The following is a 26,098-nucleotide window of genomic DNA, read 5'->3' on the forward strand; positions in this document are numbered from 1 at the left end:
GGAACGTACCGGCCCGCCGACTCCCGCCGTACAGGGGAAGACAAGAGGAAGGCAGCGCGCCGATGACCCGGGTGCTTGTCGTGGAGGACGACGCGCAGCTCGCCCGTGCGCTGGTGATCAATCTGCAGGCGCGCAGGTACGAGGTGGACGCGGCACCCGACGGTGCCACCGCACTGAGGCTCCTCGCCGCCGGACGACCGGACATGATCCTGCTCGATCTCGGACTGCCCGACATGGACGGCATCGACGTCATCAGGGCCCTCCGGGGCCGGAGCCGTTCCCCGGTCCTGGTGCTCTCCGCCCGCAGCGGTTCCGAGGACAAGATCCGCGCGCTCGACGCGGGCGCCGACGACTACATGACCAAGCCGTTCAGCATGGACGAGCTGCTGGCCCGCCTGCGGGCCGCGACCCGCCGCACGGAGGAGCCACCGCCGGTCCCGCACACCGACCACCTGATCACGACCGAGGAGTTCACCGTCGACCTGGTGGCGATGAAGGTCCGGCGCGCGGACCGCGACGTACGGCTGACGCCGACGGAATGGCATCTGCTGGAGATCCTGATCCGCAACCCCGGGAAGTCCGTGAGCCGGCGCCGACTGCTCCAGGAGGTGTGGGGGCCCGGCTACGGAGGCAGGACCAACTATCTCCGGGTCTACATGGCCCAGTTGCGGCGCAAGCTCGAACGCGACCCCTCGCACCCACGTCATCTGATCACCGAACCAGGCATGGGCTATCGCTTCGAGGCGTGAACCCGTCCGATCACGCCCCGGCTGCCTCCTCGAAGAAACGGCATCACACCATCATGGGACGCGGAAAGCTCCGGATCTACCTCGGCGCGGCGCCGGGCGTCGGCAAGACGTACGCCATGCTCTCCGAAGGCCATCGGAGGGTCGAGCGCGGTACGGACTGCGTCGTCGCCTTCGTCGAGCATCACGACCGTCCGCGTACGGAGGTCATGCTGCACGGCCTGGAACAGATCACGCGCCGCACACTCGCCTACCGCGACACCACCTTCACCGAGATGGACGTGGACGCGGTCCTGGCCCGCCGCCCCGCCGTCGCGCTCGTGGACGAGCTACCGCACACCAACGTCCCCGGCTCGCGGAACTCCAAGCGCTGGCAGGACATCGAGGAGCTGCTCGCCGCGGGCATCGACGTCGTCTCCACGGTCAACATCCAGCACCTCGAATCGCTCGGCGACGTCGTCGAGTCCATCACGGGCGTACGGCAGAAGGAGACGGTCCCGGACGAGGTCGTCCGCCGCGCCGACCAGATCGAGCTCGTCGACATGTCGCCGCAGGCCCTGCGCCGCCGCATGGCCCACGGCAACATCTACAAGCCGGACAAGGTCGACGCGGCCCTCTCCAACTACTTCCGTCCCGGCAACCTGACGGCACTGCGCGAGCTCGCGCTGCTCTGGACCGCCGACCGGGTCGACGAGTACCTCCAGGAGTACCGGACCGAGCACCGCGTCTCGAAGATCTGGGGCTCCCGCGAGCGGATCGTCGTCGGCCTCACCGGCGGCCCCGAAGGCCGCACCCTGATCCGGCGGGCCACCCGGCTGGCCGAGAAGGGCGCCGGCGGTGAGGTCCTCGCCGTCTACATCGCCCGCAGCGACGGCCTGACCTCCGCGTCACCCAAGGAACTCGCCGTCCAGCGCACGCTCGTCGAGGACCTCGGCGGTACGTTCCATCACGTCATCGGCGACGACATCTCCTCCGGACTGCTCGAATTCGCCCGCGGGGTCAACGCCACGCAGATCGTGCTGGGAGTGAGCCGTCGGCGTTCCTGGCAGTACGCCTTCAGCCCTGGCGTCAGCGCCACGGTCGCCCGTGAGTCGGGGCCCGACCTCGACGTCCACATCGTCACCCACGACGAGGCGGCGAAGGGCCGTGGACTGCCCGTCGCCCGCGGTGCCCGCCTCGGCCGCTCCCGGACCATCTGGGGCTGGCTCACCGGCATCGTCGGACCCGGTCTGCTCACCCTGCTCCTGGGGGCCGCCCCCGACCTCGGCCTCGCCAACGACGTCCTGCTCTTCCTCACGCTCACCGTCGCCGCCGCCCTGCTGGGCGGGCTGCGGCCCGCGCTCGCCTCGGCGGCCGTGGGCTCGGTGCTGCTGAACTACTACTTCACCCCGCCGATCCACGAGCTCACGATCTCCGACCCGAAGAACCTGGTCGCCCTGGTCGTCTTCGTGGGCGTGGCGATCTCCGTCGCCTCCGTGGTGGACCTGGCGGCCCGCCGCACCCATCAGGCGGCCCGGCTGCGGGCCGAGGCCGAGACGCTCTCCTTCCTCGCGGGCAGCGTGCTGCGCGGCGAGACGAGCCTGGAGTCCCTGCTGGAACGGGTCAGGGAGACCTTCGCCATGGAGTCCGTCGCCCTGCTGGAACGCCGTGAGGAGACCGATCCCTGGGCCTGTGTCGCCCTGGTCGGCCCCCGGCCGGCGGGCCGACCCGAGGACGCGGACGTGGACATGCCCGTCGGCGAGCATCTGGCACTCGCCCTGACCGGTCGGGTGCTGCCGGCGGAGGACCGGCGGGTGCTGGGCGCGTTCGCGGCGCAGGCCGCGGTGGTGCTGGACCGGCAGCGGCTCGTCGGCGAGGCCGAGGAGGCCCGCAAGCTGGCAGAAGGCAACAAGATCCGTACGTCCCTGCTCGCGGCCGTCAGCCATGACCTCCGTACCCCGCTCGCCGGAATCAAGGCGTCGGTGAGCTCCCTCAGGGCCGACGACGTCGAATGGTCCGCGCAGGACCGCGCCGAGCTCCTGGAGGGCATCGAGGAGGGCGCCGACCGGCTGGACCATCTCGTCGGCAATCTGCTGGACGTCTCCCGGCTGGAGACCGGGACGGTGACCGCGGTCGTCCGCGAGACCGACCTCGACGAGGTCGTCCCGATGGCGCTGGTGGGGGTGGACGAGGACAGCGTGGAGCTGGACATCCCCGAGACCCTCCCGATGGTCGCCGTCGACCGCGGCCTGCTGGAGCGGGCGGTCGCCAACATCGTCGAGAACGCGGTCAAGTACAGCCCCGAGGGCGCATCCGTCCTCGTGGCGGCGAGCGTGCTCGCGGACCGGGTCGAACTCCGGGTCGTGGACCGCGGCCCGGGCGTCCCCGACGCGGCCAAGGACCGGATCTTCGGCGCGTTCCAGCGCCACGGCGACGCGCCGCGCGGGGCCGGCGTGGGCCTCGGACTCGCCGTCGCCCGTGGCTTCGTCGAGGCCATGGGCGGCACCGTGACGGCCGAGGACACCCCCGGCGGCGGACTCACGATGACCGTCGCCCTCCGGAAGGCGGACGGCCTCCCGCCGCCGGGCGCGGAACCCCCGGCGACGACGACCTGACCCGTTCCCGACCGCCCCCGGGCCCTCCCGCCACCGTGTCGACATGGGTGCCCCCGATGTACAGGCGGCAGCGGACCGGGACAATCCGTTCGACTGCCGCGGCGAAGCGGCCGCCACCCGTCGAACCGGCCCCGAAATCGGCGTACTTGAGGCGGGAGGTGCCCCGCGGGGGGCTCACGGGACGCGCGAGCCGCACACCGGGCGGGCTCTCGAGTCTGTGCGGGGGTCATCTGGCGGGGCATACTGGCATCACGATGACGAACCGATCCGCGCCCCGGCGCCACCTGTCCACCAGCCCCTTCGCGGCTCCCGTCGATCCCGTGATCAAGGAGTTCGCTGTCGGTGACCGCGTCTCCCACGATCGTCACGGCCTCGGGAAGATCATTGGCCAGGAGCCGACGGGTGCGCTTCTCGTCGACTTCGGAGCCACCCAGGTCCGCGTCCTCAGCCCGTACAAGGGGATGCACAAGCTCTGACCGCTCGCTTCCTCGGATCCGCCCCCGGTGCCTCGCGCCGGGGGCGGATCTCTTTGCCGTGCCTACGATGGCCCCATGCCAGAACGCGAGGGACCCTCAACAGCGAGTGTTGTGCACCAGCGCACCCCCGGCGCTCGCGAGCTCGCCGCCGCGGCCGGTGTGTTCGCGCTGCTCGCGGACCCGACCCGCCTGCATCTGGTGTGGCTCCTGACGCGTGGCGAGTCGGACGTCGGCGCCCTCGCCGAGGCGTGCGGCGCGGCCCGGCCCGCGGTGAGTCAGCATCTGGCCAAGCTCCGGCTCGGCGGACTCGTCCAGCACCGCAAGGACGGCCGGCGGGTCGTGTACACGCTCCCGGACGGACATATGCGGCGTCTCGTGGTCGAAGCGATCAGTCATGCCGATCACCAGGTGACGGGGGAGCCCTGGCACGACTGACCGGCCGCCCTCGGTTATGGATTCAACATGTGCGCAACCATGCACATGTCGGCTACGGTGGTGAGCATCCGGTAGCCGAACGAGGGCGTGCCTCATGCTGTCCGTGCTGCGCAACCGCATCTACCGCCGTCTGTTCACCGCCCAGGTCGTCGCCCTCGCCGGCACGGGACTCGCGACGGTCGCGCTGAGCCTGCTCGCGTACGACCTCGCGGGCGCCGACGCCTCCGCCGTCCTCGGGACCGCCCTCGCGATCAAGATGGTCGCGTACGTGGCCATCGCCCCGCTCATCAGCGCGGTGGCCGATCGCATATCCCGGCGCGCACTGCTGGTCGCCATGGACCTCACCCGCGCCGCGGCCGCCCTGGCGCTGCCCTTCGTCACCGAGGTCTGGCAGATCTACGTCCTGATCCTGCTGCTCCAAGCCGCCTCGGCCGCCTTCACCCCGACCTTCCAGGCCACCGTCCCCGACGTCCTGCCGGACGAGCGCGACTACACCCGCGCCCTGTCGCTCTCCCGGCTCGCCTACGACCTGGAGAACCTCTTCAGCCCCGCTCTCGCCGCCGCCCTGCTGACCCTCGTCCCCTCCGGACTGCTCTTCACCGGCACCGCCGCCGGCTTCCTCGGCTCCGCCGCCCTGGTCGCCTCGGTCCTGCTGCCGAAACCCGACCCGGTGGAGCGGACCGGCGGCGTGTACGCCAAGGCGGCCTACGGCACCCGGCTCTTCCTCGCCACCCCGCGGCTGCGGGCCCTCCTCGCGCTCGACCTGGTGGTCGCCGCGGGCGGTGCGATGGTCCTCGTCAACACCGTCGTGCTCGTGCGCGAGGTCCTGGGCCGCCCGGCCGGCGACGTCGCCCTCGCCCTCGGCGCGTACGGAGCGGGCTCCATGGCCGTGGCGCTGCTGCTGCCACGGCTCCTGGACCGGGTGGGCGACCGCGCGGTGCTGCTCCCCGCCGCCTTCGTGACGGCCGGGGTGCTGGCCCTCCTTCCGGCCGGCCTGGCGGCGAGCCCCGGCACCTGGTCCTGGCCGGCCCTGCTCGCCGCCTGGCTGCTGCTCGGGGCGGCCTGCTCGGCGGTCCTGACCCCCGGCGGGCGGCTGCTGCGCCGCTCGGCGGGTGGCGGAGACCTGCCCGCCGTCTTCGCCGCCCGGTTCTCCCTCGCCCACGGCTGCTGGCTGCTCACCTACCCCCTCGCCGGCTGGACGGCCGCGCACGCCGGCCTCCCGCTCGCGGCCGGCGCACTGGGCGCCGTCGCCCTCCTCGCGGCCGTCGCCGCCGTCCGGCTCTGGCCGCGCACCGACCCGGCCGAGCTGGAACACGTCCACGCCGAGCTGGCGCCGGACCATCCGCACCTGGCCGGTACGGGCCGACGCCACGCCCACGACTACCGCATAGACGCCCTCCACCCCCGCTGGCCCGCCCCCGTGCTCACCGCGCCGTCCCAGGGACCGCGAAACGCAGCGTGAGCAGCTGGAAGGGGCGCAGGGCGAGTTCGACCGCGCCGTCCGTCACGGCGACCGCGCCGGCCGGCACGTCGTCCAGCGGACGCTCCAGCAGGTCGCACACCGCGACCCCGTCGAGGCCGAGCTCGGTGGTGAGCCGGGCGCGGGCCCGGCCGCCCCGCGACTCGTAGACCCGGACGACCACGTCGCCGGTGCGGTCGTCGGCCAGCTTCACCGCGCTGACCACGACGGAGTCGTCGTCCACGGCGACCAGCGGGACCACGTCCGCGTCCCCGGGAACCCGGCGCTCCGGCAGATTGACCCGGTAGCCCTCACGGACCGCGTCCCCGACGGACGCACCGGGCACCAGCGCGTGGCGGAAGCGGTGCGGACCCTGGTCGGTGTGCGGGTCCGGGAAGCGCGGGGCGCGCAGCAGGGACACCCGTACCGTCGTCGTGGTGCCGCCGTCCTCGGGCCGTACGGCACGGGTGACGTCGTGCCCGTAGGTCGACGCCGTCACCAGCGCGACGCCCCAACCGGGCTCCTCGAAGTGGACGAAGCGGTGGTTGCACGCCTCGAACTTGGCCGCCTCCCAGCTGGTGTTGGTGTGCGTCGGGCGGTGCAGATGGCCGAACTGGGTCTCGGCGGCGTACCGGTCGGTGTGCAGGTCCAGCGGGAAGGCGGCCTTGAGGAACTTCTCCGTCTCGTGCCAGTCGACCTCGGTCTCCAGATCGAGCCGCTTCGCCCCTGAGGCCAGCGTCAGCGTCTGGACGGCACGGGAGGAGCCGAAGGAGCGCGTCACCCGCACCGAGACGGCCCGCCCCGTCTGCATGGCCACGGCCACCTCGTCCGCGTCGGTCAGATCGGTCACGGTGTTGCGGTAGAACTGGTCGACGTCCCAGGCGTCCCACATGTTCGGGAAGTCGGGGTGGATCTGGAGGAGGTTCGCGGCCGCGCCCGGCGCGACGGTCTCCCGCCCGTCGGCGAGATCGACCACCGACACGACCAGGCCGCGCTCGTCCACGACCACCCGCAGCAGCCCGTTCGCGAGCACGAACCCGCCGCCGGGCCGGGCTTCCACCGTGCACTCGCCGGGGGAGCCGTCCGCCAAGAGGACGGCCCTGCGACCCCCGCCCGCCGGAACGCCCGCCCGCTCGTGCGGAGCCGCGTTGAAGACCACCTCGCCGTCGCCCGCCGCGTCACCGGCCAGCGCCCGCTGGGCCCGATCGATGATCCCGTTCAGCTCCTCGGCGACCGCCGCGTACGTCCGCTCCGCCTCGCGGTGGACCCACGCGATCGAGGAGCCGGGCAGGATGTCGTGGAACTGGTGCAGCAGCACCGTCTTCCAGATCCTGTCCAACGCCTCGTACGGATACGGCACTCCGGTCCGCACCGAGGCGGTGGCCGCCCACAGCTCCGCCTCGCGCAGCAGGTTCTCGCTCGCCCGGTTGCCCTGCTTGGTCCGCGCCTGGCTCGTCAGCGTCGCCCGGTGCAGCTCCAGGTACAACTCGCCCACCCAGACCGGTGGATGCGGATACTCGGCCTCGGCCTTCGCGAAGAACTCCGCGGGCCGCTCCCAGCGCACCCGCGCCGATCCCTCCAGATCCCGCAGCCGCGCCGCCTTCGCGATCATCTCGCGCGTGGTGCCGCCGCCCCCGTCGCCCCAGCCGGTCGGCGCGATCGAGTGCCGCGCCCGCCCCTTGTCCTTGAAGTTGCGGACGGCATGGGCGATCTCCTTGCCCTTCATCGAGCAGTTGTACGTGTCGATCGGCGGGAAGTGCGTGAAGATCCGCGTCCCGTCGATGCCCTCCCACGAGAACGTGTGGTGAGGGAAGGTGTTGACCTGGCTCCACGAGATCTTCTGCGTCAGCAGCCACTTGGACCCGGCCGCCTTGATGATCTGGGGCAGCCCGCCCGCGAAGCCGAAGGTGTCCGGCAGCCACGCCTCCTCGTTCTCGACGCCGAACTCGTCGAGGAAGAACCGCTTCCCGTGGACGAACTGACGGGCCATCGCCTCCGAGCCCGGCATGTTCGTGTCCGACTCCACCCACATGCCCCCGGCCGGCACGAACCGGCCCTCCGCGACCGCCTTCTTGACCCGCGCGTACACCTCCGGCCGGTGCTCCTTGATCCACGCGTACTGCTGCGCCTGCGACATCGTGTAGACGAAGTCCGGCTCGTCCTCCAGGAGCGCCGTCATGTTGGCGGTGGTCCGCGCCACCTTGCGTACCGTCTCGCGCAGCGGCCACAGCCAGGCCGAGTCGATGTGGGCGTGTCCGACCGCGCTGATCCGGTGCGCCGACGGCTCGGCCGGCGACGACAGCACCGCGACCAGCCGCTCGCGGGCGGCCGCCGCGGTCCCGTTGACGTCCTGGAGGTCGATCGCGTCCAGGGCCCGGTCGATCGCCCTCAGGATGTCCCAGCGACGGGCGCCCTCCACGGGCAGCTCCGCCATCAGCTCGCCGAGCACCTCCAGATCGATCACCAGCTGCCACACGGTCTCGTCGAAGACGGCCAGATCCATCCGCTCCAGCCGGTACTGCGGCCGGTCGCCCGCCGTCTCCTTGTCGCCGAGCTCGGTCGGCAGGAAGGGGTGGTAGTCGAGGATCACCGGGTTGGACGCCGCCTCGACGTGCAGCAGCACCTCCTCGCCACCCGCGGCCGGGGCGGCGATCCTGACCCACTGGTTGCGCGGGTTGAGCCCCTTCACCGGCGAACCGTCCGGCCGGTAGACCAGGCCCTCGCACTGGAACCCGGGCATGTTCGCGTCGAAGCCGAGGTCGATCAGCGCCTCGACCGTCCGGCCCGCCCAGCCCGCCGGAACCGTGCCGGAGACGGTGAGCCAGCTCGTACCCCAGGGCGCTCCCCAGGCGTCGCCGACGGCGATCGGGATCCGCGGGGCGGCGATCCCCTCCGCCACCGGCACCGGTTCGTCGGGCGCCGTCCAGATCCCCACCTCCAGAGGCACCGACTCCGGGTGGATCGCCGGCCGGATGCGCTCGTCGAGGACGCGCCGGAGCCGGGACTCGATCAGGGTGCGGTCGTCATGCATGGCAGTCGCTCCATCACGTAGAGAGGGTGGTGGTCAGTCCCGGCCGACGTCGTCGACGGTGACCGTCTCGGTGATCCCGCGTGCGGTGAGATGATCGCGGTCCGACGCCCGCGACGCCAGTACGGTGGTCGGCCGCGCGCCGTCCGCGGCCAGCCGCATGAACGCCTCGAAGAACGCCCCGCCGGGGGCGCACGTCGAACGCTTCGGCGCGTCGTCGGGAAGGTCGAGGACCAGGGCCGTGGAGCGCGGCCGGGGACGGTGAGCACGCGCCCGGGCCTCCGCCACGGCCTCGGCGAGCGCCCGCCCGGCCGGCTTGACCGCGCGCTCGGTGGTCAACAGACCCAGGCTGTACTCCAGTTCCGGGAAGTCGGCGAGCGAGCGGTCCACGTCGTGGGAGCACCACCAGGTGATGCCCCAGAGGTCCTGGCAGTCGAGCGCGGCCTCCACCGTCGTACGGGTGAAGGCGGCGGCCCGGTCGGCGGCGATGTGCGGGGCGGGCGCGCCGACCTCCTGCAGCCACACCGGCCGCCCCGGGTCGTCGGCCCATGCCTTCGACAACTCCACGAGGTACGCGGCGTGTTGTCCCGTCGCGACCGAGTCAGGGCCGTAGCGCTGCGCGGTCCCGTTGAAGACCCAGGAGTGCACGGCCGTCACCGCGCCGATCCTGGCCGCCTGTGCCGGCGTGAACGGATGGTCGTCGAGGTACCAGGCGGCGTCGTACTCCGCGTGCAGATGCAGCCGGCCCGGCGCTCCCCGCTCGCAGGCGGCCAGCATGTGACGCAGCCAGCTCTCCGCCTCACCCGGCGTGATCCGGTCCGGGTCGGGGTGCGGATCGCCGGAGAACTGGTTGATCTCGTTGCCGAGGGTCATGCCGAGGAAGGTGGGCCGGTCGGCCAGCGCCGAGGCGAGGGTGCGCAGATAGGCGGCCTGGCCGTCGAGCACATCGGGGTCGGTGAACATGTTGCGCCGGTGCCAGGTCAGGGTCCACGAGGGCCGGAAGTCGAAGCTGGACAGATGGCCCTGCAGTCCGTCGACGGCCACGTCGAGTCCGCGCTCGGCCGCCGCGTCGACGAGCCCCACCAACAGCTCGACGGCGCGTGGGCGGATCAGTGTGCGGTTGGGCTGGAAGACGGGCCACAACGGGAAGACCCGGACGTGATCGAGGCCGAGGGCGGCGATGGAGTCCAGGTCGGCGCGGACGGCGTCGAGGTCGAAGTCGAGCCAGTGGTGGAACCAGCCCTCGCTGGGGGTGTAGTTGACGCCGAAGCGAGGGGCGCGGCCATGCTCGGCAGGGAGGTCCTGGGGGGTGGTCATGCGCGGTGTCGATTCCTTCCCGAGTCCGGTGCGGAGGTCATCCCTTGATGGCGCCTTCCTCGACGCCCTTGAAGAAGAACCGCTGGAGCGCGGCGAACACGGCCACGATCGGCAGGAAGGCGATCATGGTGCCGGCCGCGATCAGCCGGGGGTTGGCGGTGAACGTGCCGTCGAGGTACTGCAGCCCGACGGTCAGGGTGTAGTGCTCGGGGTCGTTGAGGACGATGAGCGGCCACAGGAAGTCGTCCCAGGCGCCGATGAAGGTGAAGATCACGACGACGCTCAGCATCCCCCGTACGTTCGGCAGGCCCACATGGATGAGGCGCTGCCACACGGTGGCGCCGTCCACGAGCGCCGCCGCGTCGAGTTCGGGCGGCACGGCCTGGAACGCGGTGTACATCAGCAGCACGTTGAGCATGGCGATCGCCCCGGGCAGCGCCACCCCGAGCAGGGTGTCCGTCAGGCCCATGCTCCGGACCGTCACGTACTGCGAGACGATCGTGACCTCGCCGGGGAGCACCAGCGTGGCGAGGAAGAGGCCGAGCACGAGGCGCGCCCCGCGGAACCGCAGCCGGGACAGCGCGTAACCGGCGAGGGTGGCGCCCACGACGTTGCCGGCCACGGCGATCGCCGCCACCGTCAGCGAGTTGACGGCGTACGTCCACACCGGGATGGTGTCGGCGACCTGGGCGTAGTTGGAGAGCGTCCAGTCCCGCGGCAGGAAGTCCGGCGTACGGGAGTACACGTCCTCGCCCGGCCCCTTCAGCGAGGTGGAGAGCTGCCACAGGAACGGGCCGATCGTGAGCAGCAGGACCACGGTCAGGAGCAGATAGCGGGCCGCCTTCGCGGCCGGGGCGGGCGTGGAGAATCCCCGTGATCCCTGTGATCCTTGCGCGGGCATGGTCAGGCCGCCTTCCGGTTGAGCCGGGCCAGGAGCAGCATCGGGCCGATGGTGATGACGAAGAGCAGCAGGCTGAGGGCGGAGGCGTAGCCGATGTGCCCGGTGAAGCCGCGGCTGTACATCTGGATGAGCATCACCACCGACATGTCGCGACCGCCGGGGCCGCCGGTGCCGTTGGACAGGACGTACAGCTCCGAGAAGACCCGCAGGGCGGAGACCGAGATCAGGACGGAGACCAGCATCATCGTGGTCCGCACCCCGGGCAGGGTGACGTGCCAGAACCGGCGCACGGCGGAGGCCCCGTCGACGGCCGCGGCCTCGTGCAGCTCGCGGCCGACGTTCCCGAGCGCGGACAGGTAGATGACCATGTAGTAGCCGAGCCCCTTCCAGACCGTGAGTCCGATGGCGCTGAAGAGCAGCAGCCAGCGGTCGGTGAGGAAGTCGACGGGCCGGTCGGCGAGGCCGAGCTGTCCGAGCAGACCGTTGATCAGACCGCGGTCGTCCAGGACCCACCCCCAGATCAGCGCGACCACGACGGCGGAGGCGACGACCGGGGTGTAGAAGGCGGTACGGAAGAAGGTGATGCCCGGGAGCTTCTTCTCCACGAGGAGCGCGAGGAGCAGTGGCAGCAGGGTGAGCAGTGGCAGACAGACGAGCAGATAGACGATGCTGTTGATCAGCGCGTCGATCAACTGCTCGTCGGTCAGCGCGCGTTCGTAGTTGGCGAGGCCGGTGAAGTGGCCGCCGCCCAGTGGCTTGGCGTTGGTGAACGACAGGATCACCGTGTTGAGGGCGGGCCACAGGTTGAAGACGACGAGCCAGACCACGGCCGGCCCGGCGAGCAGCCACGGGGTGAACCAGCGCCGGTGAGTCATGGGGTGCCTTCCGGGAAGGGGGAGCGGCGCCGGGGGAAGGCGGCGCCGCTCGCCGGATCAGTCCTTCAGCAGCTGGTCGGCGCGGGCGACCGCGGTGTCCAGGGCCTCCTTGGATCCGGCCTGGCCGCTCAGGGCGAGGGCGATCTGCTGGTTGACGACCGTTTTGATCGCGTCGTTCGCCTGGACGGGCTCCAGCATCGTGGCCTGTGCGAGCGAGGCGAAGGCCGTGACCTTCGCATCGCCGGCGTTGGTTCCGTCGCTCTTGCTGAAGAAGGGGTCCGAGGCCGAGGCCTTCGTCGAGGGGAAGATGCTCGTGAGGTGGGCGAACGCGGCCTGGTTCTCGGCGTTGGTCACCCAGCGGGCGAGCGCCAGCGCGGTGGCCCGGTTCTTGGTGCCCTTCGAGACCGAGAGGCCCTGGACGTACAGCGGCGGGGTGCCGATGGCGGGGGAGGAGACCACCTTGGGGGCGAGGCTCGGGTTGTCGGTGGCCAGCGAGGTGATGTAGTTGCCGCCGGCGGTGGTCCAGGCGGCGGTGCCGGAGCTGAACAGCTTGGTGTTGCCCGCGTACGTCTCGGTCAGCACGTCCTTGGGCAGCAGCCCCTCCTTGAAGGCGGCGCGGTAGGTGTCGAGGACCGCGGCGGCCTGCGGGGTGTTGAAGGTGAAGCGCCTGCCGTCGTCGGACATGAGCTTCACCCCGGCGTTGGCGAAGTCCATCAGGCCGGGCTTGCGGCTCATCAGGTAGACCGAGCCGTCGGACTTCTGCTTGACGGTCCTGGCCGCCGTGATCAGCTCGTCCAGGGAGGCCGGGGGCTTCTTCGGGTCCAGCCCGTACTGGGTGAGGAGCGCGGAGTTCCAGTAGTTGACGTCGGTGTTGAGGTACCAGGGGTACCCGTACGTGCCGTCGTGTCCGGCGAAGCGGTAGGCGTCGGTTCCGCCCTTGACGTAGTCGGCGTCCAGCTTCGGGTCGGCCTTCGCCACGTCCAGCAGCATCGACTGCTTCACCAGCGGCAGAGCGAAGTCCGGCGGCAGATTGACCACGTCGGGGAGGGTGCCGCCGGCCGCCTGGCTGAGCACCTTCTCCGAGTAGCCCTCGCCGGGCTGGTCGAGCCATTCGACCTCCACGCCCGGGTTCTTCTTCTCGAAGGCGTCGATCACGCCCTCCATGTACGCGGTGAACTTCGGCTTCAGGGCCCAGGTCTGGAGCGAGACCTTGCCCTTCACCTCGCCGCCGGCCGCCGCGCCCGCGTCGTCGGAGCCGTTCGGGTCGCCGAGGCCGCAGCCGGCGAGCGTGGCCGCGGCGACCGCGGCAACGGCCGCCCGCACCCAGTGGCTTGTTCGCATGTGAGAGGTCTCCCGGTCTGTTCTGGCGGAGGATGCAGAGTTACTAAACCGATCTAGCGATGGGGGACTATGCTCCGGCTACACTCCGCTGTCAAGACAGTGCGCGAGGACCGAAGGGGCGCCGCGTGGCCAGACCGACGATCGCCGACATCGCCCGCCGGGCCGGGGTGTCCAAGGGTGCGGTGTCCTTCGCGCTCAACGGCAGGCCCGGAGTGAGCGAGGTGACCCGGGAGCGCATCCTGCGGGTGGCCGAGGAGATGAACTGGCGGCCCCACAGCGCCGCGCGCGCCCTCGGCGGGGCGCGGGCCGGCGCCGTCGGCCTCGTCCTCGCCCGGCCGGCCCGCACCATCGGCCTGGAGCCGTTCTTCGGCCATCTGCTGAGCGGACTGCAGGCCGGACTCTCGGTCTGCGGCACGGCGCTGAACCTGCTGGTCGTCGAGGACACTGCGGCCGAGATCGAGGTCTACCGGCGCTGGACCTCCGAGCACCGGGTGGACGGCTTCGTCCTGGTCGACCTCCAGGTCCGCGACCCCCGGATCCCCGTCCTGGAGGAGCTCGGTGTCCCCACGACCGTCATCGGCGGTCCCGGCCGGCACGGCAGCCTGCCCAGCGTCTGGGCGGACGACCGCGAGGCGATGGTGTCGATCGTCGACTACCTCGCGGCCCTCGGCCACCGTCGGATCGCGCATCTGGCCGGTCTGCCGGCCTTCCAGCACACCCAGCGCCGCATCCGGGCCGTACGGGACAGTGCCCGGCGCCTCGGTCTGACCGAGGCGGTGTCGCTGCCCACCGACTTCAGCGACGCGGAGGGCGCCGCCGCCACCCGGGCGCTCCTCGCCCGGCCCCAGCGGCCGACGGCGATCATCTACGACAGCGATGTGATGGCGGTCGCCGGGCTCGGCGTGGCCGCCGAGATGGGCGTGGCCGTCCCCGGCGAACTGTCGATCGTCTCCTTCGACGACTCCGCGCTCGCCCGTATCGTCCACCCCGCCCTGACCGCGCTCTCCCGCGACACCTTCGCCCTCGGCGAGCAGGTCGCGACGGAACTGCTCGCCCTCGTCGACGACCCGGCGGCGGCGCGGGACGTCAAGAACCCGACGCCGCGACTGACGGTCCGTGAGAGCACCGCGCCACCGGCTCTTGACCCGGCGAACTAAAGCCGTTTAGCCTCCCGGGGCGAGACGGGCCGGTGGCACCACACGTGGACATCGCCCCCACGCCATCGGCCGGCCCGGCCCCGCACGTCCCGGGCCGGGTCGGCCCGCACAGCACGCCGGGCACAGCGCGCCCGGCGCCGTGCGTCCGGCTCCGTACGCCCGAGCCCCACGCGCCACCCGTCACGCGTCATCCGCACCACCAGTACCTCCTGTACGCCCAGCACCCCCACCCTTCGCTGGACCGGAGTATCGGATGAGACGACACCTGCCCCTTCTGCCGATCACGGCGCTCTTCGCCGCCCTCCTCGGCTTCGCACCCCTCACTCCCGCCGCGAGCGCGGCGAGCGCCGCCGCCGAGAGCCCCGTACGGGCACAGGCGGCGGGCGATCAGCCCTACGCCTCGTACTGGCACCCGAACACCCTCCTGGACTGGGATCCGGCCACCGACCCCGACGCGCGGTTCAACCGCTCCGGCGTTCCCCTGCGGCCGCGCGTCTCCGACCCCGCGCTCAAGGCCAACGCCAACGCCCGTTCCGGCGAAGGGAAGATCGCGTCCCTGGTCTCCTTCGGCCCCACCTCGAACAACCCCTCCCAGGGCTCCACCGACCCGCACTACTACGCCTTCGGCCACTGGCAGTACATCGACAAGCTGGTCTTCTGGGGCGGCTCCGCCGGCGAGGGCCTGATCCTCGCCCCCAACGCGACCGTCATCGACGCCGCCCACCGCAACGGCGTGAAGGTCTACGGCACCGTCTTCTTTCCGCCCACCGCCTACGGCGGCCAGATCCAGTGGGTACGCGACTTCGCGAAGAAGACCGGATCCACCTACCCCGTCGCGGACAAGCTGGCGCAGGTCGCGCAGTACTACGGCTTCGACGGCTGGTTCATCAACCAGGAGACCGCGGGCGGCGACGCGGCCCTCGCGACCGAGCTGCGCAACGAGATGCGCTACGCCCGCTCCCTCGGTCCGGTCGAATTCATGTGGTACGACGCGATGACCGAGTCCGGGGCGGTGAGCTGGCAGGACTCGCTCACCTCCGCCAACGACTCCTTCCTTCAGGAGGGTTCGCTGCGGACCTCCGACTCGATGTTCCTCGACTTCGGCTGGAGCGCTTCGGGACTGAGCTCCTCCCGCACTCTCGCCCGGAGCCTGGGTCGCAGCGAGTACGAGCTGTACTCCGGCATCGACACCGAGGCGAACGGCTCCGGCACCTCCGTCCCCTGGGCCTCGGTCTTCCCCGCCGGGCAGCCGCACGTCACCTCCCTCGGCATCTACCGGCCCGAGTGGACCTTCACCTCGTCGGCGAACCGTGCCGACTCCCATGCCAGGGAGGCGCGTTACTGGGACGGCGCCAACGGCGACCCCTCCGACACGACGACCACGTCGGCATGGAAGGGACTCGCGCACTACGTCCCCGAGTCCTCACCCGTCACCGACAAGCCCTTCGTCACCTCGTTCGGCGCGGGCCAGGGCGACTTCTTCCACTCCGACGGCGTACGGGTGGCGTCGACCGGCTGGAACAACCTCTCGCTCCAGGACATCCCCCCGACCTACCGCTGGCTGGTCGGTTCCACCGGCTCCAAGCTCACCCCGTCGATCGACTTCACCGACGCCTACGAGGGCGGCTCCTCGCTGCGTCTGACGGGCACCCTCGACGCCGTGAACACCGTCCGGCTCTACCAGACGAAGCTGCCGGTCGCCGCCGACACCAAGCTGTCCGTCGTCGTGAAGACCCCGGGCGCGGGACCCACCCGTCTCAAGGCCGCGATCTCCTTCACCGACGCGCCGACCACCTTCACCACCCTCGACCTCGGCTCCAACGCCACCACCGGATGGGAGCGCAAGACCCTCGACCTGTCCGCCCACGTCGGCCGGACCGTCGCCCAGATCGGTCTGCAGGCCGCCGGGTCCGTCGCCTCGTACGACGTGAAGGTCGGGCAGATCGCCCTCTACGACGGGGCCGTGGACACGGCGGCCGCACCGACCGCGGTCACCGTCCTCGGCACCACCGACGTGAGCCCCACGCGCAAGTCGCTGCGCCTGTCCTGGACGGCCTCGGCCGCGGGCTCCGTGCACCACTACGAGGTGTTCCGTCGCAACACCGACGGCACCCGTACGTTCCTCGGCGCCACCCCCAACGACGCGCTCTTCGTCCCGCAGCTCGACCGAGCCGGCACGGAGACCACCACGACGCTCGACGTCGAGGCCGTCTCCACCGAGTACGGCCGCTCGCCGGCCGCCACCACCACCGTCGGCTGGTCCGGCACGACCGAGTCCAACCTCGCGCTGAACCGCCCCGCGACCGCCTCCGGCCAGTGCAACGGCACCGAGACACCCGCCAAGGCCGTCAACGGCACGGTCTCCGGCGGCAACGGCGACAAGTGGTGCACCACCACGACCGCCAAGTGGCTGGAGATCGACCTCGGTTCGGTCCGTTCGGTGGACCGCCTCACGCTGAAGCACGCGGCCTCCGGCGGCGAGAGCGCGTCCTGGAACACCCGGGACTTCACCCTCAAGGTCCGGGCCTCGACCGCCGACCCGTGGACCACGGCGGCGACCGTCACCGGCAACACGGCGGCCACCACCACACACCCCGTGGCCGCCGCGGCACGCTACGTACGTCTGGAGATCACCAGGCCCACCCAGACCACCGATCCCGCCGCACGGATCTACGAGTTCGAGGCCTGGGGGTCTTGACGAGGGGGAAATAAGGAGGAAAATCCCTAATACACCAGAAAACCAGAGCGAGCCGCACCCGTCGGCGAAGACGTTCGCCGACCCGCGTGACCCACTCGCTGGCTCTGGCCAGGCCCCCGGCAGATCCTCCCGGATCTCAGGGCGATCAGCGACGGCTGAGATGCCCGAGTGCGGAGACGGACTACCGGGGACTGCATGTGTGGAGGCTCCTCCCCATGCCACGTATCCGAGCGGCACTGATCGACATCGACGGCGTGCTCACCGTCTCCTGGAAGGCGCTGCCAGGCGCCGTCGCCGCCATGGAGCGGCTGCGCGCCGGCGACGTCCCGCTCGCGCTCGTCACCAACACCACCTCGCGGACCCGGGCATCCGTGGCCGCGAGGTTGGCGGGGGAGGGCTTTCCCGTCGGTGTCGACGACATCCTCACCGCGCCGGCCGCCACCGCCGCCCATCTGCGCGAGCACCATCCGGGGGCGCGCGTGCTGCTGGTCAACACCGGGGACGTCGCCGACGACCTCGGCGGCCTGACGCTCGTCGACGCCGACGGCCCGGCGCCCGACGTGGTCGTCCTCGGTGGCGCGGGCGACGCGTTCGGCTACGCCTCCCTCAACCGCGTCTTCCGTCACGTACGCGACGGCGCGCTGCTCGTGGCGATGCACCGCAACCTGTACTGGCGTACCGCCGACGGGCTCGACCTCGACACGGGAGCGTTCCTCCTGGGGCTGGAGCGAGCCGCGGGCGTCGAGGCGGAGATCACCGGCAAACCCTCGCCCACCTTCTTCGCCACCGCTCTCGCCCGCCTCGGCGTCGACGCGGGCGAGACGCTCATGGTGGGGGACGACATCGAGTCCGACGTCCTCGCGGCCCAGCGATGCGGCATCAACGGCGTGCTGGTCCGGACCGGCAAGTACCTCCCCGAGACACAGGAGGCCGCGGACGGCGAACCGGACCACGTGCTGGACTCCTTCGCCGACCTGCCGGAGCTGCCCGAACTCCTCGGCATGCGCGCGGGATGATCAGCGAGCCGCTCCCGCCTCCAGAATGCCCTTGAGGGTCTGCTCGTTGCGGGGCATCTCCTTGCGTACGTGCGGGCGTACGACCAGCGGGACCAGCGCCTTGCCGATGCCGTGGCCCTCGAAGTCGAGGGCGATCGTCACCCGTGAGTGTTCGCCGTCGTCGATGGGCTCGATCCTGCCCTGGACGTCGCCGCGCACCGGTCCGTCGATGCCGTGGATATGCCAACTCGTCGGTGGGTCCAGCTCGATGACCTGCATGATGCTGACCATCGAACGGCGCCCCATCCGGCGCGTCACGGCGACCTTCGAGCCGACGGCGACGGGCCCGGAGCCCAGGAGACGGACCGAGACGGCGCTCTCCTGCCAGTCGGGCAGATGGGTCGGGTCGGTCACGTAGGTGAAGACCTCCTCAGGGCTGCGGGAAATGTCGATGGATTCCTTGATGGCAGACATTTCGCCCTCTTGACTGTCTTCGTCATGGCTGTTGTCGGTTCATACAAATGATCCCACGGGTGGGGATGCGTCGCCATCGTGACGAAGTTGGCGGCCGTACGCATGCCGTCCACGGGCCAGAGGTGTACGGCATATACTCTTGCTTATGTCGTACACAACATTACGTATCGACGGCCTTTCGCTGCGCGGGTTCACCGCAGTCACAGGCGCGGCGTTCACGTTCCTGCAGGTCATCGAAGTGCCGCTCTACTTCGTTCATGACGGGGTGCCGCCCGACTCCAATGTGCTGACCCGCATCATGCTCAGCCTCGTCGTCCTCGTGCTGCTTCTGGGCTTCGCCACCGGGCTTCGTGAGCTCATCCGCCAGGCGGAACCTGCCTGTGGCTGGGTCGCGGACCTCGCCTACGGTGCGGCGCTCGCCTACATCGTCGTCACCTTCGTCGCGCACTCCCAGCAGGCGGGGGAAGTCATAGCCGCCGAGGCGCCGGTCGATCCGACCATCACCGCTGCGGGCTCGTACCTGCTGTACGGCTCGATCGGGCGCATCCTCACAGCGGTGTTCCTGACGGCCGCCGGGTATGCCGTGGTGCGCTCAGGGCTGCTGTCGCGGTGGGTCGCCCGATCGGCGTACGTCATCGCCCTGATCAATATCGCGTTCGTCCCGTCGCTGTACTTCGGCAACGACACGGGACAATTCTTCAGCGCCAACGGCTGGGGCACCACAGCGACCATCGCCAGCCTCTATGCCTACTGGGTCCTCTCGGTCGGCATCGCGCTGCTCCGACACCGAAAAGCCCGCCACTATGCTGGGCAACCGGGATCGACCTCGGAGAATCGGCGGTAGCAGTGTCAGTGGACAAGAGCGCGGCGGCCACCTTCCGACTCCTCTGGGAGACGAAGAAGAGCGCTCGGTCCTCCCTCAGCGTCGACGGCATAGTCGAGGCCGCCATCGCGCTGGCCGACGCCGAGGGGCTGGGTGCGGTGTCGATGCAGCGGGTCGCCGGCGAACTCGGCTACACCGCGATGGCCCTGTACCGGCACGTCCCCGGGAAGGAGCAGCTGGTCGCCCTGATGGTCGACCGCGCGCAGGGCAGCCCCCCGGCCGAGTCGGGCAAGGAGTGGCGCGCCGAGATTCTGAACTGGGCCGACGCGGCCTGGGACTTCTACCTCGCTCATCCCTGGACGCTGCGGGTGGCAACCACCGGAGCGCCGACCGGCCCGAACGAGCTGGCCTGGTTCGAGGCCCTTCTGCGCCCTCTGGCGCAGTCGGGCCTCGCCGCCGAAAACCTGGTCGCCACCGCCATGTTCGTCTCCAGCGCCGTCCGCGACCTGGCTCGGATCGCCACCGAGATCCTCCCGTCCGGATCCGACTACGGGAACCTTCTCGCGGAGGTCGTCCAGTCCGACCGGTTCCCCACCCTCGCGTCTCTGACGACCTCAGGCACGCTGGAGGACGACGGCAATGTCAGGCCCGCCCTGGACTTCGGCCTCAACCTCATCCTCGACGGCCTCGGGGCCCAGCCCTCGTGACGCCGGCCTGTCCCTCCGGTCCGCGACGCTCGACCGGAGCAGCAGGCGGAAGGCTCACGGCTCGATCCGGTGCCACGTCGCAGCAGTGATCACTGACCGGACGGACGCAGCCCGTCAGCCGACCCGTCAAGGAGACATACTCCAGGCGGCGCGTTCCCGGTACAGGTCCCGCAGGAGCGCGATCTCGGCTCCGTGGTGCAGCAGTTCCTGGTTGACCCACCAGACGATCTCCAGGAAAGGGTCCTCGGGATCGCTGCCGTGCGGGTAGGTGCTGAGGCCCACCGTGTCGAGTGCCTCGTCGTCGACGGAGAGCAGGGCCTTGCGCCAGGCTTCCGCCCCGGCGTCGAAGGCATCGATCGCCGCGGCGACATCGCCGCTGATCAGGTAGTCGTCACGGGTCAGACTGTGGGTGCCGTCGGTGTGGTCCGCGCGCAGCGCCATGAGCTCGCTCAGATGGCTCAGCCGCCAGGCGATGGTGGTGAACGGCGGGGGAGTGGGGTGCGGAGGCGGGCTGGTGTCGCGCCCCCAGTCGCCCACGCCGGTCAGGACGGTCGCCCGGGGGCCCGGCCCTTCGGCGCGGCGACGGACCGACCAGCAGCCCGGCACCGGCTCCCAGAGGTACTCCTCGTCGGTGAGCGCCTCGACCCCCACGTCCGTGCCGTTGCCGCTGTCCACGAACGGCCCCGCCATGCGCTGCCGGAGCCTGAGCCGCGCGAAGTCGAACTGGTCGAGCAGCGGGATCAGTCGGGGCGGTAGGGACATACGTGCTCCTCGGCGCGTCGGGACGGGGCGTCCGTACCCTGACACACGAACACGCCGCACGGCGCGCGGTTTTCCTCCCGTCCGGCGTCGGGGCGGAGCGGCGGCCGGGAGCCCTATGCCAGACCGTCGAGCCAGGCCAGTGCCGCCTCGGCGGTGAACTCCGCCTGTCCGCCACGGAACACCAGATCGGCCGCGCGGAACGCCGGGTCGTCCACCGTCGCCGCCACGTACGGCAGTGCCACGCACCGCATCCCCGCCGCCCGCGCCGCCTCGGCGCCCGGGGCCGCGTCCTCGAACACCACGCACCGTGCCGGCTCCGCCCCGAGCCGGCGCGCCGCCTCCAGGAAGACGTCCGGCTCCGGCTTGCCGCGCTCCACCTCCTCCGCGGAGACCAGGGTGGTCAGCAACGCGTCGAGCCCCGTCCCGCCGAGGACCGCCTCGATCGCCGCGAGCGACGAGCCGGACGCCACCGCCATCGGAACCCCCTCCGCGTACAGGCGCTCCACGAGGGCCCGCATCTGCGGATAGACCGGGGTCGACGCCCGCGCCAGCTCCAGGTAGTCCCGGTTGGTGGCGGCGAGCAGCTCGTCGACGGGCGCCTCGATCCCGTACCGCTCCCCGAGGATCTCCAGCGTCTCCCGCGTCCCGATCCCGATGAAGCGCGTGTGCCGCTCCCAGTCGAAGTCCGTGTCCCCCGCGAACGCGCCCAGCGTCCGCCGGGTGGCCTCGAAGTAGTTCGGTTCGCTGTCCACCAGCGTTCCGTCGAGATCGAAGATGACCGAAGGGCGCGGTGTGCTCATGCGTCCCAGCATCTCAACCCCGGATCAGGCGCCCCGGCCCGACGCCCGCCCCATCGCCTCCACCAGGGGCAGCAGCCGGTGCGGAACGCGCTCGCGCAGCGCCATCTCCGTACGGGTGCGCACCACGCCCGGCAGCTGGATCAGCCGCTGGATCACATCCTCGAGATGGCCGTTGTCCCGGGCCACCACCCGCGTCAGCAGGTCCCCGCCGCCCGTGATCGAGAACGCCTCGACGATCTCCGGCACGGCGGCGAGCGCGTCGCCGACCTCGTCCAGATGCCCCTGCGTGACCTCGATGTGCACGAACGCGAGCACCGGGTGGCCGAGCGCCGCGGGGGAGAGCACCGGACCGGTGCCGGTGATCACCCCGTCCCGCTCCAACCTGTCGATCCGGGCCTGCACCGTGCCCCGGGCCACCCCCAGGATCCGCGCGTACTCGCGCACGCTGGTGCGCGGCTGCTCGATCAGCAGCCGCAGGACGCGTGTGTCGAGCTCGTCCACCGCCATGGTCCGTTGGCCTCCTTCTGGCCGAGTTCTACCCGCGACGACTGTACCAACGGCACACCTCCGGCCGGTTGAGTTGAGCCATCGGGTGACCAGGTGCTTTCCTCTGAGAAGAGTACGAAGAGATGGCGCCGCGCATGCGCCGGACCGGCGACGAGGCCGGGAACCGACCCGCGGCGCCTTTCCCATGTCCAGGGGCCGCCACAAGCAGGCCGGGACACGAGATCATGCGAAGAGGGTGTGTGTACGGCAGCGAGCGCGGAACAACCGCCGTGAAGCAGCTCCGGGCGGCCGGGCGTCGGCTCGTCCGACTCGTGTTCGTGGCACCCGACCCGGGCCGGGTCCGGCTGAGGGTCTCCTCGCGCGCCGTCCTCGGCGTCGGACTCTCCGTCGCCGCGGCCGAGCTCGCCGGACTCTCCCTCACCGCCTCGATCACCGGCGGTCTCGCCGCGCTGCTCGTGCTCTTCACCGTCGGCGACCCGACCGTGCGGCGGCAGCTGACCACCACGGCCCTGCTGCCGGCGGCCGGCTTCCCGGTCCTCGCCCTCGCGACCGCCCTGCACGGCGCCCCGCTGCTGCGTGACGCGTCCTGGCTGCTCGTCGTCTTCGCGGGCGTGTACGCCCGCCGCTGGGGCCCGCGCGGACACGCGCTCGGCATCTTCGCGTTCATGATGTTCTTCGTCACCCAGTTCCTCCACGCGCTGCCCGCGCAGCTGCCGGAGCTGTACGCGGCGGTGGCGCTCGCCGTCGTCGTCTCGGGCACGGTCCGCTTCGTCGCCTGGTGCATCGAGCGGCGTGTCCCGCCGCCCGCCGCACCCGCCCCGCTGCCCGGCCGCGGCCTCCACCGGGTCACCACCCGGCAGGCGTTCCAGGCCACCGCCGCCTGCGCCGTCGCGCTCGCCGCCGGTCAGTTCATCTCCCACGAACGCTGGTACTGGGCCGTCGGCACCGCGTGGTGGATCTTCGTCAACACCGCCTCGCGCGGCGAGACCCTCGTCCGCGGCTTCCGCCGGGTCGTCGGCACCGTGACCGGCATCGCCGCCGGACTCCTGATCGCGATCCCGCTCGCCGGCGCGCCCGCCCCGACCGCCCTCCTGGTCGCCGTGTGCGTCTTCGGGATCTTCTACACCGCCCCGCTCTCGTACAGCTGGATGATGTTCTTCGTGACCGTCATGGCCGGGCTGCTGTACGGACTGCTCGGCGTCCTGCACCCCGGGCTGCTGCTGCTCCGCTTCGAGGAGACCGCGGTCGGCGCGCTCGGCGCGGCGATCGGTGTCGCCCTGCTGCCGGTGACCACCCACGCCGCCACCAACGCCTGGATCGAGCGAGCCGTCACCTGTGTGCACGACTGCACCACCGTCGCGGCACGAAGGCTCGCCGGCGACCCGGACGCCGACCCCGCGCCGCTCGCCGCCGACCTGGAGGTCCTGCTCGGCCGGGTGCGGCTCTCGCTGGCGCCGCTGGTCCACCCGCTGAGCCCGCTGCGGGCCCGCAAGGCCCGCGCCCGCCGCGTCCTCGCCCTGCTCGACGACTGCGCCCGGGAGATCCGCGGTCTCGCCGCGGTCGCCGCCGACCCCGACGCCTCCCACGACGCCCGGCTCGCCGCCGCGTCCTGGCGGGTCGAGGCGGCCGTCCACGCCCTCGTTCCGCCGACGAGGCCCGCGCGCTCAGCCTCCGTCGCGGGCGACGCCCTGCCCCCGCACCACCCGGGCGCCGAGGTGGCCCTCGGCCACCTGTACGGCCTGGAGCGTGCGCTGGTCGACCTGGCTGCGCCGCTGCGCACCTCCCCGAGCGCCCCCCTCGTCCCGGCGGCCTGAGGAACGGACCCTTCCGGCCACTTGATCCAAGTTGGTCTAGACCGCCTGCTAACGTCGGCCCCGACGACGCGGGCGGTCGGTCGTGACCGCCCGGCGGAGAGGGGAGACGCCATGAGCGGCACAGACGCGCGGGAACCGGTACGGGCCTTCATCGGATCGTTCACGTCGGCCGGCGGCCGCGGCATCCTCACCGCCGACGTGGACGCCTCCACCGGCGCCCTGACCGTCACCGCCGAGACCGCGGCTCTGGCGGACCCGTCCTTCCTCGCCCTCGCGGGCACGGTCCTGTACGCGGTCTCGGAGGCCGATGAGGGCGCCGCGGCCGCCTTCGACGTGACCGGAGCCGTCCCCCGGCCGCTCGGCGCTCCCGTGGCCGTACAGGGCTCCGGACCCACCCACCTCGCCGTCGCCGCGGGCCATGTCCTCACGGCCAACTACGGCTCCGGCAGCGTCACCGCCCTTCCCATCGGCCCGGACGGCGCGCTCGGCTCCGCCACCGACGTCGCCCGGCACGAGGGCTCCGGACCGGTCGCCGAGCGCCAGCGCGGCCCGCACGCCCACCAGGTCCTGCCCGCCCCCGGCGGGTCCTGGGCGACCGCGGTGGACCTGGGCACGGACTCCGTACGGATCTACGGTCTCGATCCCGCCTCCGGGGCCCTGCGGCCGCACGGCGCGACCGCCCTGCGCCCCGGCACGGGCCCGCGTCACCTGGCCTTCCACCCGGCCGGCGGCCACGCCTACGTGCTGAACGAGCTGGAGCCCACCCTCACGGTCTGCCGCTGGGACGCGGCGGCCGGGGCCCTCGAACCGGTCGCGGAGACGTCCGTGCTGCCGGAGGGTGCCACGGGGTCGAGCCACCCCTCCTCGGTGGTCGTCGCCCCCGACGGCAGATTCCTGTGGGCCGCCGTGCGGGGGGACGACACCATCGCCGTCCTGGCTCTCGACGGGACCGGCGAGAAGGCCGCCCTGGTCGCCTCCGTGCCCTGCGGCGGGCGCTGGCCCCGCGACCTGGCCCTCGATCCCTCAGGGCGGCGGCTCTACGCGGCCAACGAGCACTCCGGCGACGTGACCTGGTTCGACATCGACGCGGAGAGCGGCATCCCGCGCCGCGCGGGCGCGGTCGAGGCTCCGTCCGCCTCCTGCGTGGTCTTCGGCTGAACCCGCGGACCCCGGCGTACGGAGGGCCCGCGCCGGACGTATCCGGTGCGGGCCCTCCCGTATGCCATGGACCGATCAGACGGCCGGGGCACCCTGCTGCTGCGGGGCGATGCCCAGCGCGGCGGTGTACTGCGAGAGCACCAGCTTGCCGATCGCCGGGTAGGCGCCCAGCGGCTCGGCGGCGGCGCAGCCCGCCTCCTTGGCGGCCGCGTCGAGCAGGCCGTCGGCCAGCTCGGGACCGATCAGGTACGGGGCGAGCGCCAGCTGCACCGAACCGGAGCCGCGCAGCTGCTCGGCGATCGCGGTGATCGAGCCCTCCTGGTCCAGCGCGGCGGCCATGACCGGGACGGCCAGCCGGGCGGCCAGCAGCATGCCGGTGATGCCGGCGGCCTGCACGGCCTCCTCGCCGCCGACCGTGGCCAGGACGATGCCGTCGGCGGCCGTGGCCACCGTGAAGAGCCGGGCGCGGTCGGCGCGGGCCAGACCGGCCTCCGAGAGGCGCACGTGCAGGGCCTCGGCGAGCAGCGGGTGCGGTCCGAGGACGTCCGTCAGCTCGGCGACGTTGCCGCTGTCCATCACGGCCTGGCGGATCCGGCGCATCAGGGCGCTGTCCGGGCCGGCGAGCAGCGGCACCACGACCGCGGCCGGGCCCTCGGGGGCGCTGGCCTCGCGGCCGGCGGCCAGGGCCAGCTGGTACCGCTCGGTGCGCAGCGTCTCGGCCCGCGTCAGCACGGTTCCGAGAGTCGGGTACTCCGCGTCGTCACCGTCCAGGTAGCCGATCACGGCCTCCAGGCCGGGCAGCTCGGAACGGGCGATGCTCACGACCTCTTCGGCCAGCGAGCGTATGGCGGCCGACGGCACGCCGGGGACGGCGAGAACGAGTGCGGGAGCACCCTCGGGCGCCGCCACGGGTTCGGGGCGACGGTGCCGTCCGGGCTGGCGGGGTCGCGGCATTCGTACAGGCAGGCCGGAAGCAGGCCCAGTGGGGGAGCTCATGGCGCCGCATGTTACTGGTTTCGTCCGCCGCGCAG

22 protein-coding genes are annotated in these 26,098 nt (G+C 71.8%); 12 read left to right on the forward strand and 10 right to left on the reverse strand.

What is annotated here, in order from left to right; all coding sequences use genetic code 11:
* Window positions 1–62 precede the first annotated feature (62 nt).
* From ACFQ7Q_RS20405 to ACFQ7Q_RS20425, 5 genes are all read left to right on the forward strand, one after another.
* Complete coding sequence (locus ACFQ7Q_RS20405) at window positions 63–749, forward strand: response regulator (RefSeq protein WP_383557038.1); 687 nt, start codon at window positions 63–65, stop codon at window positions 747–749.
* A gap of 53 nt (window positions 750–802) precedes the next feature.
* Entirely contained in the window at window positions 803–3,340 is a 2,538-nt protein-coding gene (locus ACFQ7Q_RS20410) for a DUF4118 domain-containing protein (protein ID WP_383557041.1), read from the forward strand.
* A 254-nt stretch (window positions 3,341–3,594) separates the two neighbouring features.
* The gene (locus ACFQ7Q_RS20415; RefSeq protein WP_329123581.1) at window positions 3,595–3,816 is read left to right on the forward strand and encodes a hypothetical protein; all 222 of its coding nucleotides are present in this window, start codon (window positions 3,595–3,597) and stop codon (window positions 3,814–3,816) included.
* Window positions 3,817–3,891: 75 nt separating this feature from the next.
* Complete coding sequence (locus ACFQ7Q_RS20420) at window positions 3,892–4,251, forward strand: ArsR/SmtB family transcription factor (RefSeq protein ID WP_383557043.1); 360 nt, start codon at window positions 3,892–3,894, stop codon at window positions 4,249–4,251.
* Between the two features lie 94 nt (window positions 4,252–4,345).
* The gene (locus ACFQ7Q_RS20425) at window positions 4,346–5,713 is read left to right on the forward strand and encodes an MFS transporter (RefSeq protein ID WP_383557046.1); all 1,368 of its coding nucleotides are present in this window, start codon (window positions 4,346–4,348) and stop codon (window positions 5,711–5,713) included.
* On the opposite strand, the gene ACFQ7Q_RS20430 is transcribed toward ACFQ7Q_RS20425, so the two are convergent.
* The 5 genes from ACFQ7Q_RS20430 to ACFQ7Q_RS20450 are packed head-to-tail and all read right to left on the reverse strand — an operon-like array spanning window position 5,676 to window position 13,172.
* On the reverse strand, window positions 5,676–8,741 hold the full coding sequence (locus ACFQ7Q_RS20430) for an alpha-mannosidase (RefSeq protein ID WP_383557049.1): 3,066 nt from the start codon (window positions 8,739–8,741) through the stop codon (window positions 5,676–5,678). The two genes, ACFQ7Q_RS20425 and ACFQ7Q_RS20430, sit on opposite strands and share 38 nt — an antisense overlap.
* 33 nt (window positions 8,742–8,774) lie before the next feature.
* Entirely contained in the window at window positions 8,775–10,055 is a 1,281-nt protein-coding gene (locus tag ACFQ7Q_RS20435) for a glycosyl hydrolase (protein WP_383557052.1), read from the reverse strand.
* A gap of 37 nt (window positions 10,056–10,092) precedes the next feature.
* Window positions 10,093–10,956, reverse strand: a complete 864-nt coding sequence (locus tag ACFQ7Q_RS20440; protein WP_383557055.1) for a carbohydrate ABC transporter permease — start codon at window positions 10,954–10,956, stop codon at window positions 10,093–10,095.
* 2 nt (window positions 10,957–10,958) lie between these two features.
* Window positions 10,959–11,831 (reverse strand): carbohydrate ABC transporter permease, encoded by an 873-nt coding sequence (locus ACFQ7Q_RS20445; protein WP_383557058.1) that lies wholly within the window; start codon window positions 11,829–11,831, stop codon window positions 10,959–10,961.
* A gap of 57 nt (window positions 11,832–11,888) precedes the next feature.
* Window positions 11,889–13,172 carry an ABC transporter substrate-binding protein gene (locus ACFQ7Q_RS20450; protein ID WP_383557061.1) on the reverse strand — a complete coding sequence of 428 codons (1,284 nt, stop codon included), beginning with the start codon at window positions 13,170–13,172 and terminating at the stop codon, window positions 11,889–11,891.
* Between the two features lie 125 nt (window positions 13,173–13,297).
* On the opposite strand from ACFQ7Q_RS20450, the gene ACFQ7Q_RS20455 reads away from it, so the two are divergent.
* The 3 genes from ACFQ7Q_RS20455 (at window position 13,298) to ACFQ7Q_RS20465 (ending at window position 18,043) form a co-directional block, all read left to right on the forward strand.
* The gene (locus ACFQ7Q_RS20455) at window positions 13,298–14,329 is read left to right on the forward strand and encodes a LacI family DNA-binding transcriptional regulator (protein WP_383557064.1); all 1,032 of its coding nucleotides are present in this window, start codon (window positions 13,298–13,300) and stop codon (window positions 14,327–14,329) included.
* Between the two features lie 253 nt (window positions 14,330–14,582).
* Window positions 14,583–17,027, forward strand: coding sequence for a discoidin domain-containing protein (locus ACFQ7Q_RS20460; RefSeq protein ID WP_383557069.1), 2,445 nt, complete (start codon window positions 14,583–14,585; stop codon window positions 17,025–17,027).
* A gap of 215 nt (window positions 17,028–17,242) precedes the next feature.
* On the forward strand, window positions 17,243–18,043 hold the full coding sequence (locus ACFQ7Q_RS20465) for a TIGR01458 family HAD-type hydrolase (protein WP_383557073.1): 801 nt from the start codon (window positions 17,243–17,245) through the stop codon (window positions 18,041–18,043).
* On the opposite strand, the gene ACFQ7Q_RS20470 is transcribed toward ACFQ7Q_RS20465, so the two are convergent.
* Window positions 18,044–18,496, reverse strand: a complete 453-nt coding sequence (locus ACFQ7Q_RS20470) for an SRPBCC family protein (RefSeq protein WP_383557076.1) — start codon at window positions 18,494–18,496, stop codon at window positions 18,044–18,046.
* 145 nt (window positions 18,497–18,641) lie between these two features.
* On the opposite strand from ACFQ7Q_RS20470, the gene ACFQ7Q_RS20475 reads away from it, so the two are divergent.
* A complete protein-coding gene (locus tag ACFQ7Q_RS20475) occupies window positions 18,642–19,340 on the forward strand; it encodes a hypothetical protein (RefSeq protein WP_383557079.1) in 699 nt (232 codons plus the stop codon).
* Between the two features lie 2 nt (window positions 19,341–19,342).
* The gene (locus ACFQ7Q_RS20480) at window positions 19,343–20,026 is read left to right on the forward strand and encodes a TetR/AcrR family transcriptional regulator (protein WP_383557082.1); all 684 of its coding nucleotides are present in this window, start codon (window positions 19,343–19,345) and stop codon (window positions 20,024–20,026) included.
* A gap of 126 nt (window positions 20,027–20,152) precedes the next feature.
* Here the strand turns inward: ACFQ7Q_RS20480 and ACFQ7Q_RS20485 are convergent, their stop codons facing one another.
* The 3 genes from ACFQ7Q_RS20485 to ACFQ7Q_RS20495 all read right to left on the reverse strand — a co-directional run bounded on the left by ACFQ7Q_RS20485 (window position 20,153) and on the right by ACFQ7Q_RS20495 (window position 22,095).
* A complete protein-coding gene (locus tag ACFQ7Q_RS20485; protein WP_383557085.1) occupies window positions 20,153–20,788 on the reverse strand; it encodes a DinB family protein in 636 nt (211 codons plus the stop codon).
* A 113-nt stretch (window positions 20,789–20,901) separates the two neighbouring features.
* Window positions 20,902–21,588 (reverse strand): HAD family hydrolase, encoded by a 687-nt coding sequence (locus ACFQ7Q_RS20490; protein WP_383557088.1) that lies wholly within the window; start codon window positions 21,586–21,588, stop codon window positions 20,902–20,904.
* A gap of 24 nt (window positions 21,589–21,612) precedes the next feature.
* Window positions 21,613–22,095 (reverse strand): Lrp/AsnC family transcriptional regulator, encoded by a 483-nt coding sequence (locus ACFQ7Q_RS20495; RefSeq protein ID WP_383557091.1) that lies wholly within the window; start codon window positions 22,093–22,095, stop codon window positions 21,613–21,615.
* A 311-nt stretch (window positions 22,096–22,406) separates the two neighbouring features.
* Here ACFQ7Q_RS20495 and ACFQ7Q_RS20500 point away from each other — a divergent pair, with 311 nt between their 5' ends.
* Both ACFQ7Q_RS20500 and ACFQ7Q_RS20505 read left to right on the forward strand, forming a co-directional pair.
* On the forward strand, window positions 22,407–23,909 hold the full coding sequence (locus ACFQ7Q_RS20500; RefSeq protein ID WP_383557191.1) for an FUSC family protein: 1,503 nt from the start codon (window positions 22,407–22,409) through the stop codon (window positions 23,907–23,909).
* A 111-nt stretch (window positions 23,910–24,020) separates the two neighbouring features.
* The gene (locus ACFQ7Q_RS20505; RefSeq protein WP_383557094.1) at window positions 24,021–25,067 is read left to right on the forward strand and encodes a lactonase family protein; all 1,047 of its coding nucleotides are present in this window, start codon (window positions 24,021–24,023) and stop codon (window positions 25,065–25,067) included.
* Window positions 25,068–25,142: 75 nt separating this feature from the next.
* Here ACFQ7Q_RS20505 and ACFQ7Q_RS20510 read toward each other — a convergent pair whose 3' ends face one another.
* A complete protein-coding gene (locus tag ACFQ7Q_RS20510) occupies window positions 25,143–26,063 on the reverse strand; it encodes a sirohydrochlorin chelatase (protein WP_383557097.1) in 921 nt (306 codons plus the stop codon).
* Between the last annotated feature and the right edge of the window lie 35 nt (window positions 26,064–26,098).

Origin of the sequence: Streptomyces sp. NPDC056527, from assembly GCF_042794475.1 — a bacterium.
Taxonomy (GTDB): domain Bacteria; phylum Actinomycetota; class Actinomycetes; order Streptomycetales; family Streptomycetaceae; genus Streptomyces.

Excerpts from the sequence above, each read along its gene's own strand:
- ACFQ7Q_RS20445 (WP_383557058.1), bottom strand. The coding sequence starts at position 11,831 with ATGACTCACCGGCGCTGGTTCACCCCGTGGCTGCTCGCCGGGCCGGCC.
- ACFQ7Q_RS20495 (WP_383557091.1), bottom strand. The coding sequence starts at position 22,095 with ATGGCGGTGGACGAGCTCGACACACGCGTCCTGCGGCTGCTGATCGAG.
- ACFQ7Q_RS20490 (WP_383557088.1), bottom strand. The coding sequence starts at position 21,588 with ATGAGCACACCGCGCCCTTCGGTCATCTTCGATCTCGACGGAACGCTG.
- ACFQ7Q_RS20465 (WP_383557073.1), top strand. The coding sequence starts at position 17,243 with ATGCCACGTATCCGAGCGGCACTGATCGACATCGACGGCGTGCTCACC.
- ACFQ7Q_RS20435 (WP_383557052.1), bottom strand. The coding sequence starts at position 10,055 with ATGACCACCCCCCAGGACCTCCCTGCCGAGCATGGCCGCGCCCCTCGC.
- ACFQ7Q_RS20460 (WP_383557069.1), top strand. The coding sequence starts at position 14,583 with ATGAGACGACACCTGCCCCTTCTGCCGATCACGGCGCTCTTCGCCGCC.
- ACFQ7Q_RS20475 (WP_383557079.1), top strand. The coding sequence starts at position 18,642 with ATGTCGTACACAACATTACGTATCGACGGCCTTTCGCTGCGCGGGTTC.
- ACFQ7Q_RS20405 (WP_383557038.1), top strand. The coding sequence starts at position 63 with ATGACCCGGGTGCTTGTCGTGGAGGACGACGCGCAGCTCGCCCGTGCG.
- ACFQ7Q_RS20510 (WP_383557097.1), bottom strand. The coding sequence starts at position 26,063 with ATGAGCTCCCCCACTGGGCCTGCTTCCGGCCTGCCTGTACGAATGCCG.
- ACFQ7Q_RS20440 (WP_383557055.1), bottom strand. The coding sequence starts at position 10,956 with ATGCCCGCGCAAGGATCACAGGGATCACGGGGATTCTCCACGCCCGCC.
- ACFQ7Q_RS20415 (WP_329123581.1), top strand. The coding sequence starts at position 3,595 with ATGACGAACCGATCCGCGCCCCGGCGCCACCTGTCCACCAGCCCCTTC.
- ACFQ7Q_RS20470 (WP_383557076.1), bottom strand. The coding sequence starts at position 18,496 with ATGTCTGCCATCAAGGAATCCATCGACATTTCCCGCAGCCCTGAGGAG.
- ACFQ7Q_RS20430 (WP_383557049.1), bottom strand. The coding sequence starts at position 8,741 with ATGCATGACGACCGCACCCTGATCGAGTCCCGGCTCCGGCGCGTCCTC.
- ACFQ7Q_RS20485 (WP_383557085.1), bottom strand. The coding sequence starts at position 20,788 with ATGTCCCTACCGCCCCGACTGATCCCGCTGCTCGACCAGTTCGACTTC.
- ACFQ7Q_RS20420 (WP_383557043.1), top strand. The coding sequence starts at position 3,892 with ATGCCAGAACGCGAGGGACCCTCAACAGCGAGTGTTGTGCACCAGCGC.
- ACFQ7Q_RS20425 (WP_383557046.1), top strand. The coding sequence starts at position 4,346 with ATGCTGTCCGTGCTGCGCAACCGCATCTACCGCCGTCTGTTCACCGCC.
- ACFQ7Q_RS20410 (WP_383557041.1), top strand. The coding sequence starts at position 803 with ATGGGACGCGGAAAGCTCCGGATCTACCTCGGCGCGGCGCCGGGCGTC.
- ACFQ7Q_RS20450 (WP_383557061.1), bottom strand. The coding sequence starts at position 13,172 with ATGCGAACAAGCCACTGGGTGCGGGCGGCCGTTGCCGCGGTCGCCGCG.
- ACFQ7Q_RS20505 (WP_383557094.1), top strand. The coding sequence starts at position 24,021 with ATGAGCGGCACAGACGCGCGGGAACCGGTACGGGCCTTCATCGGATCG.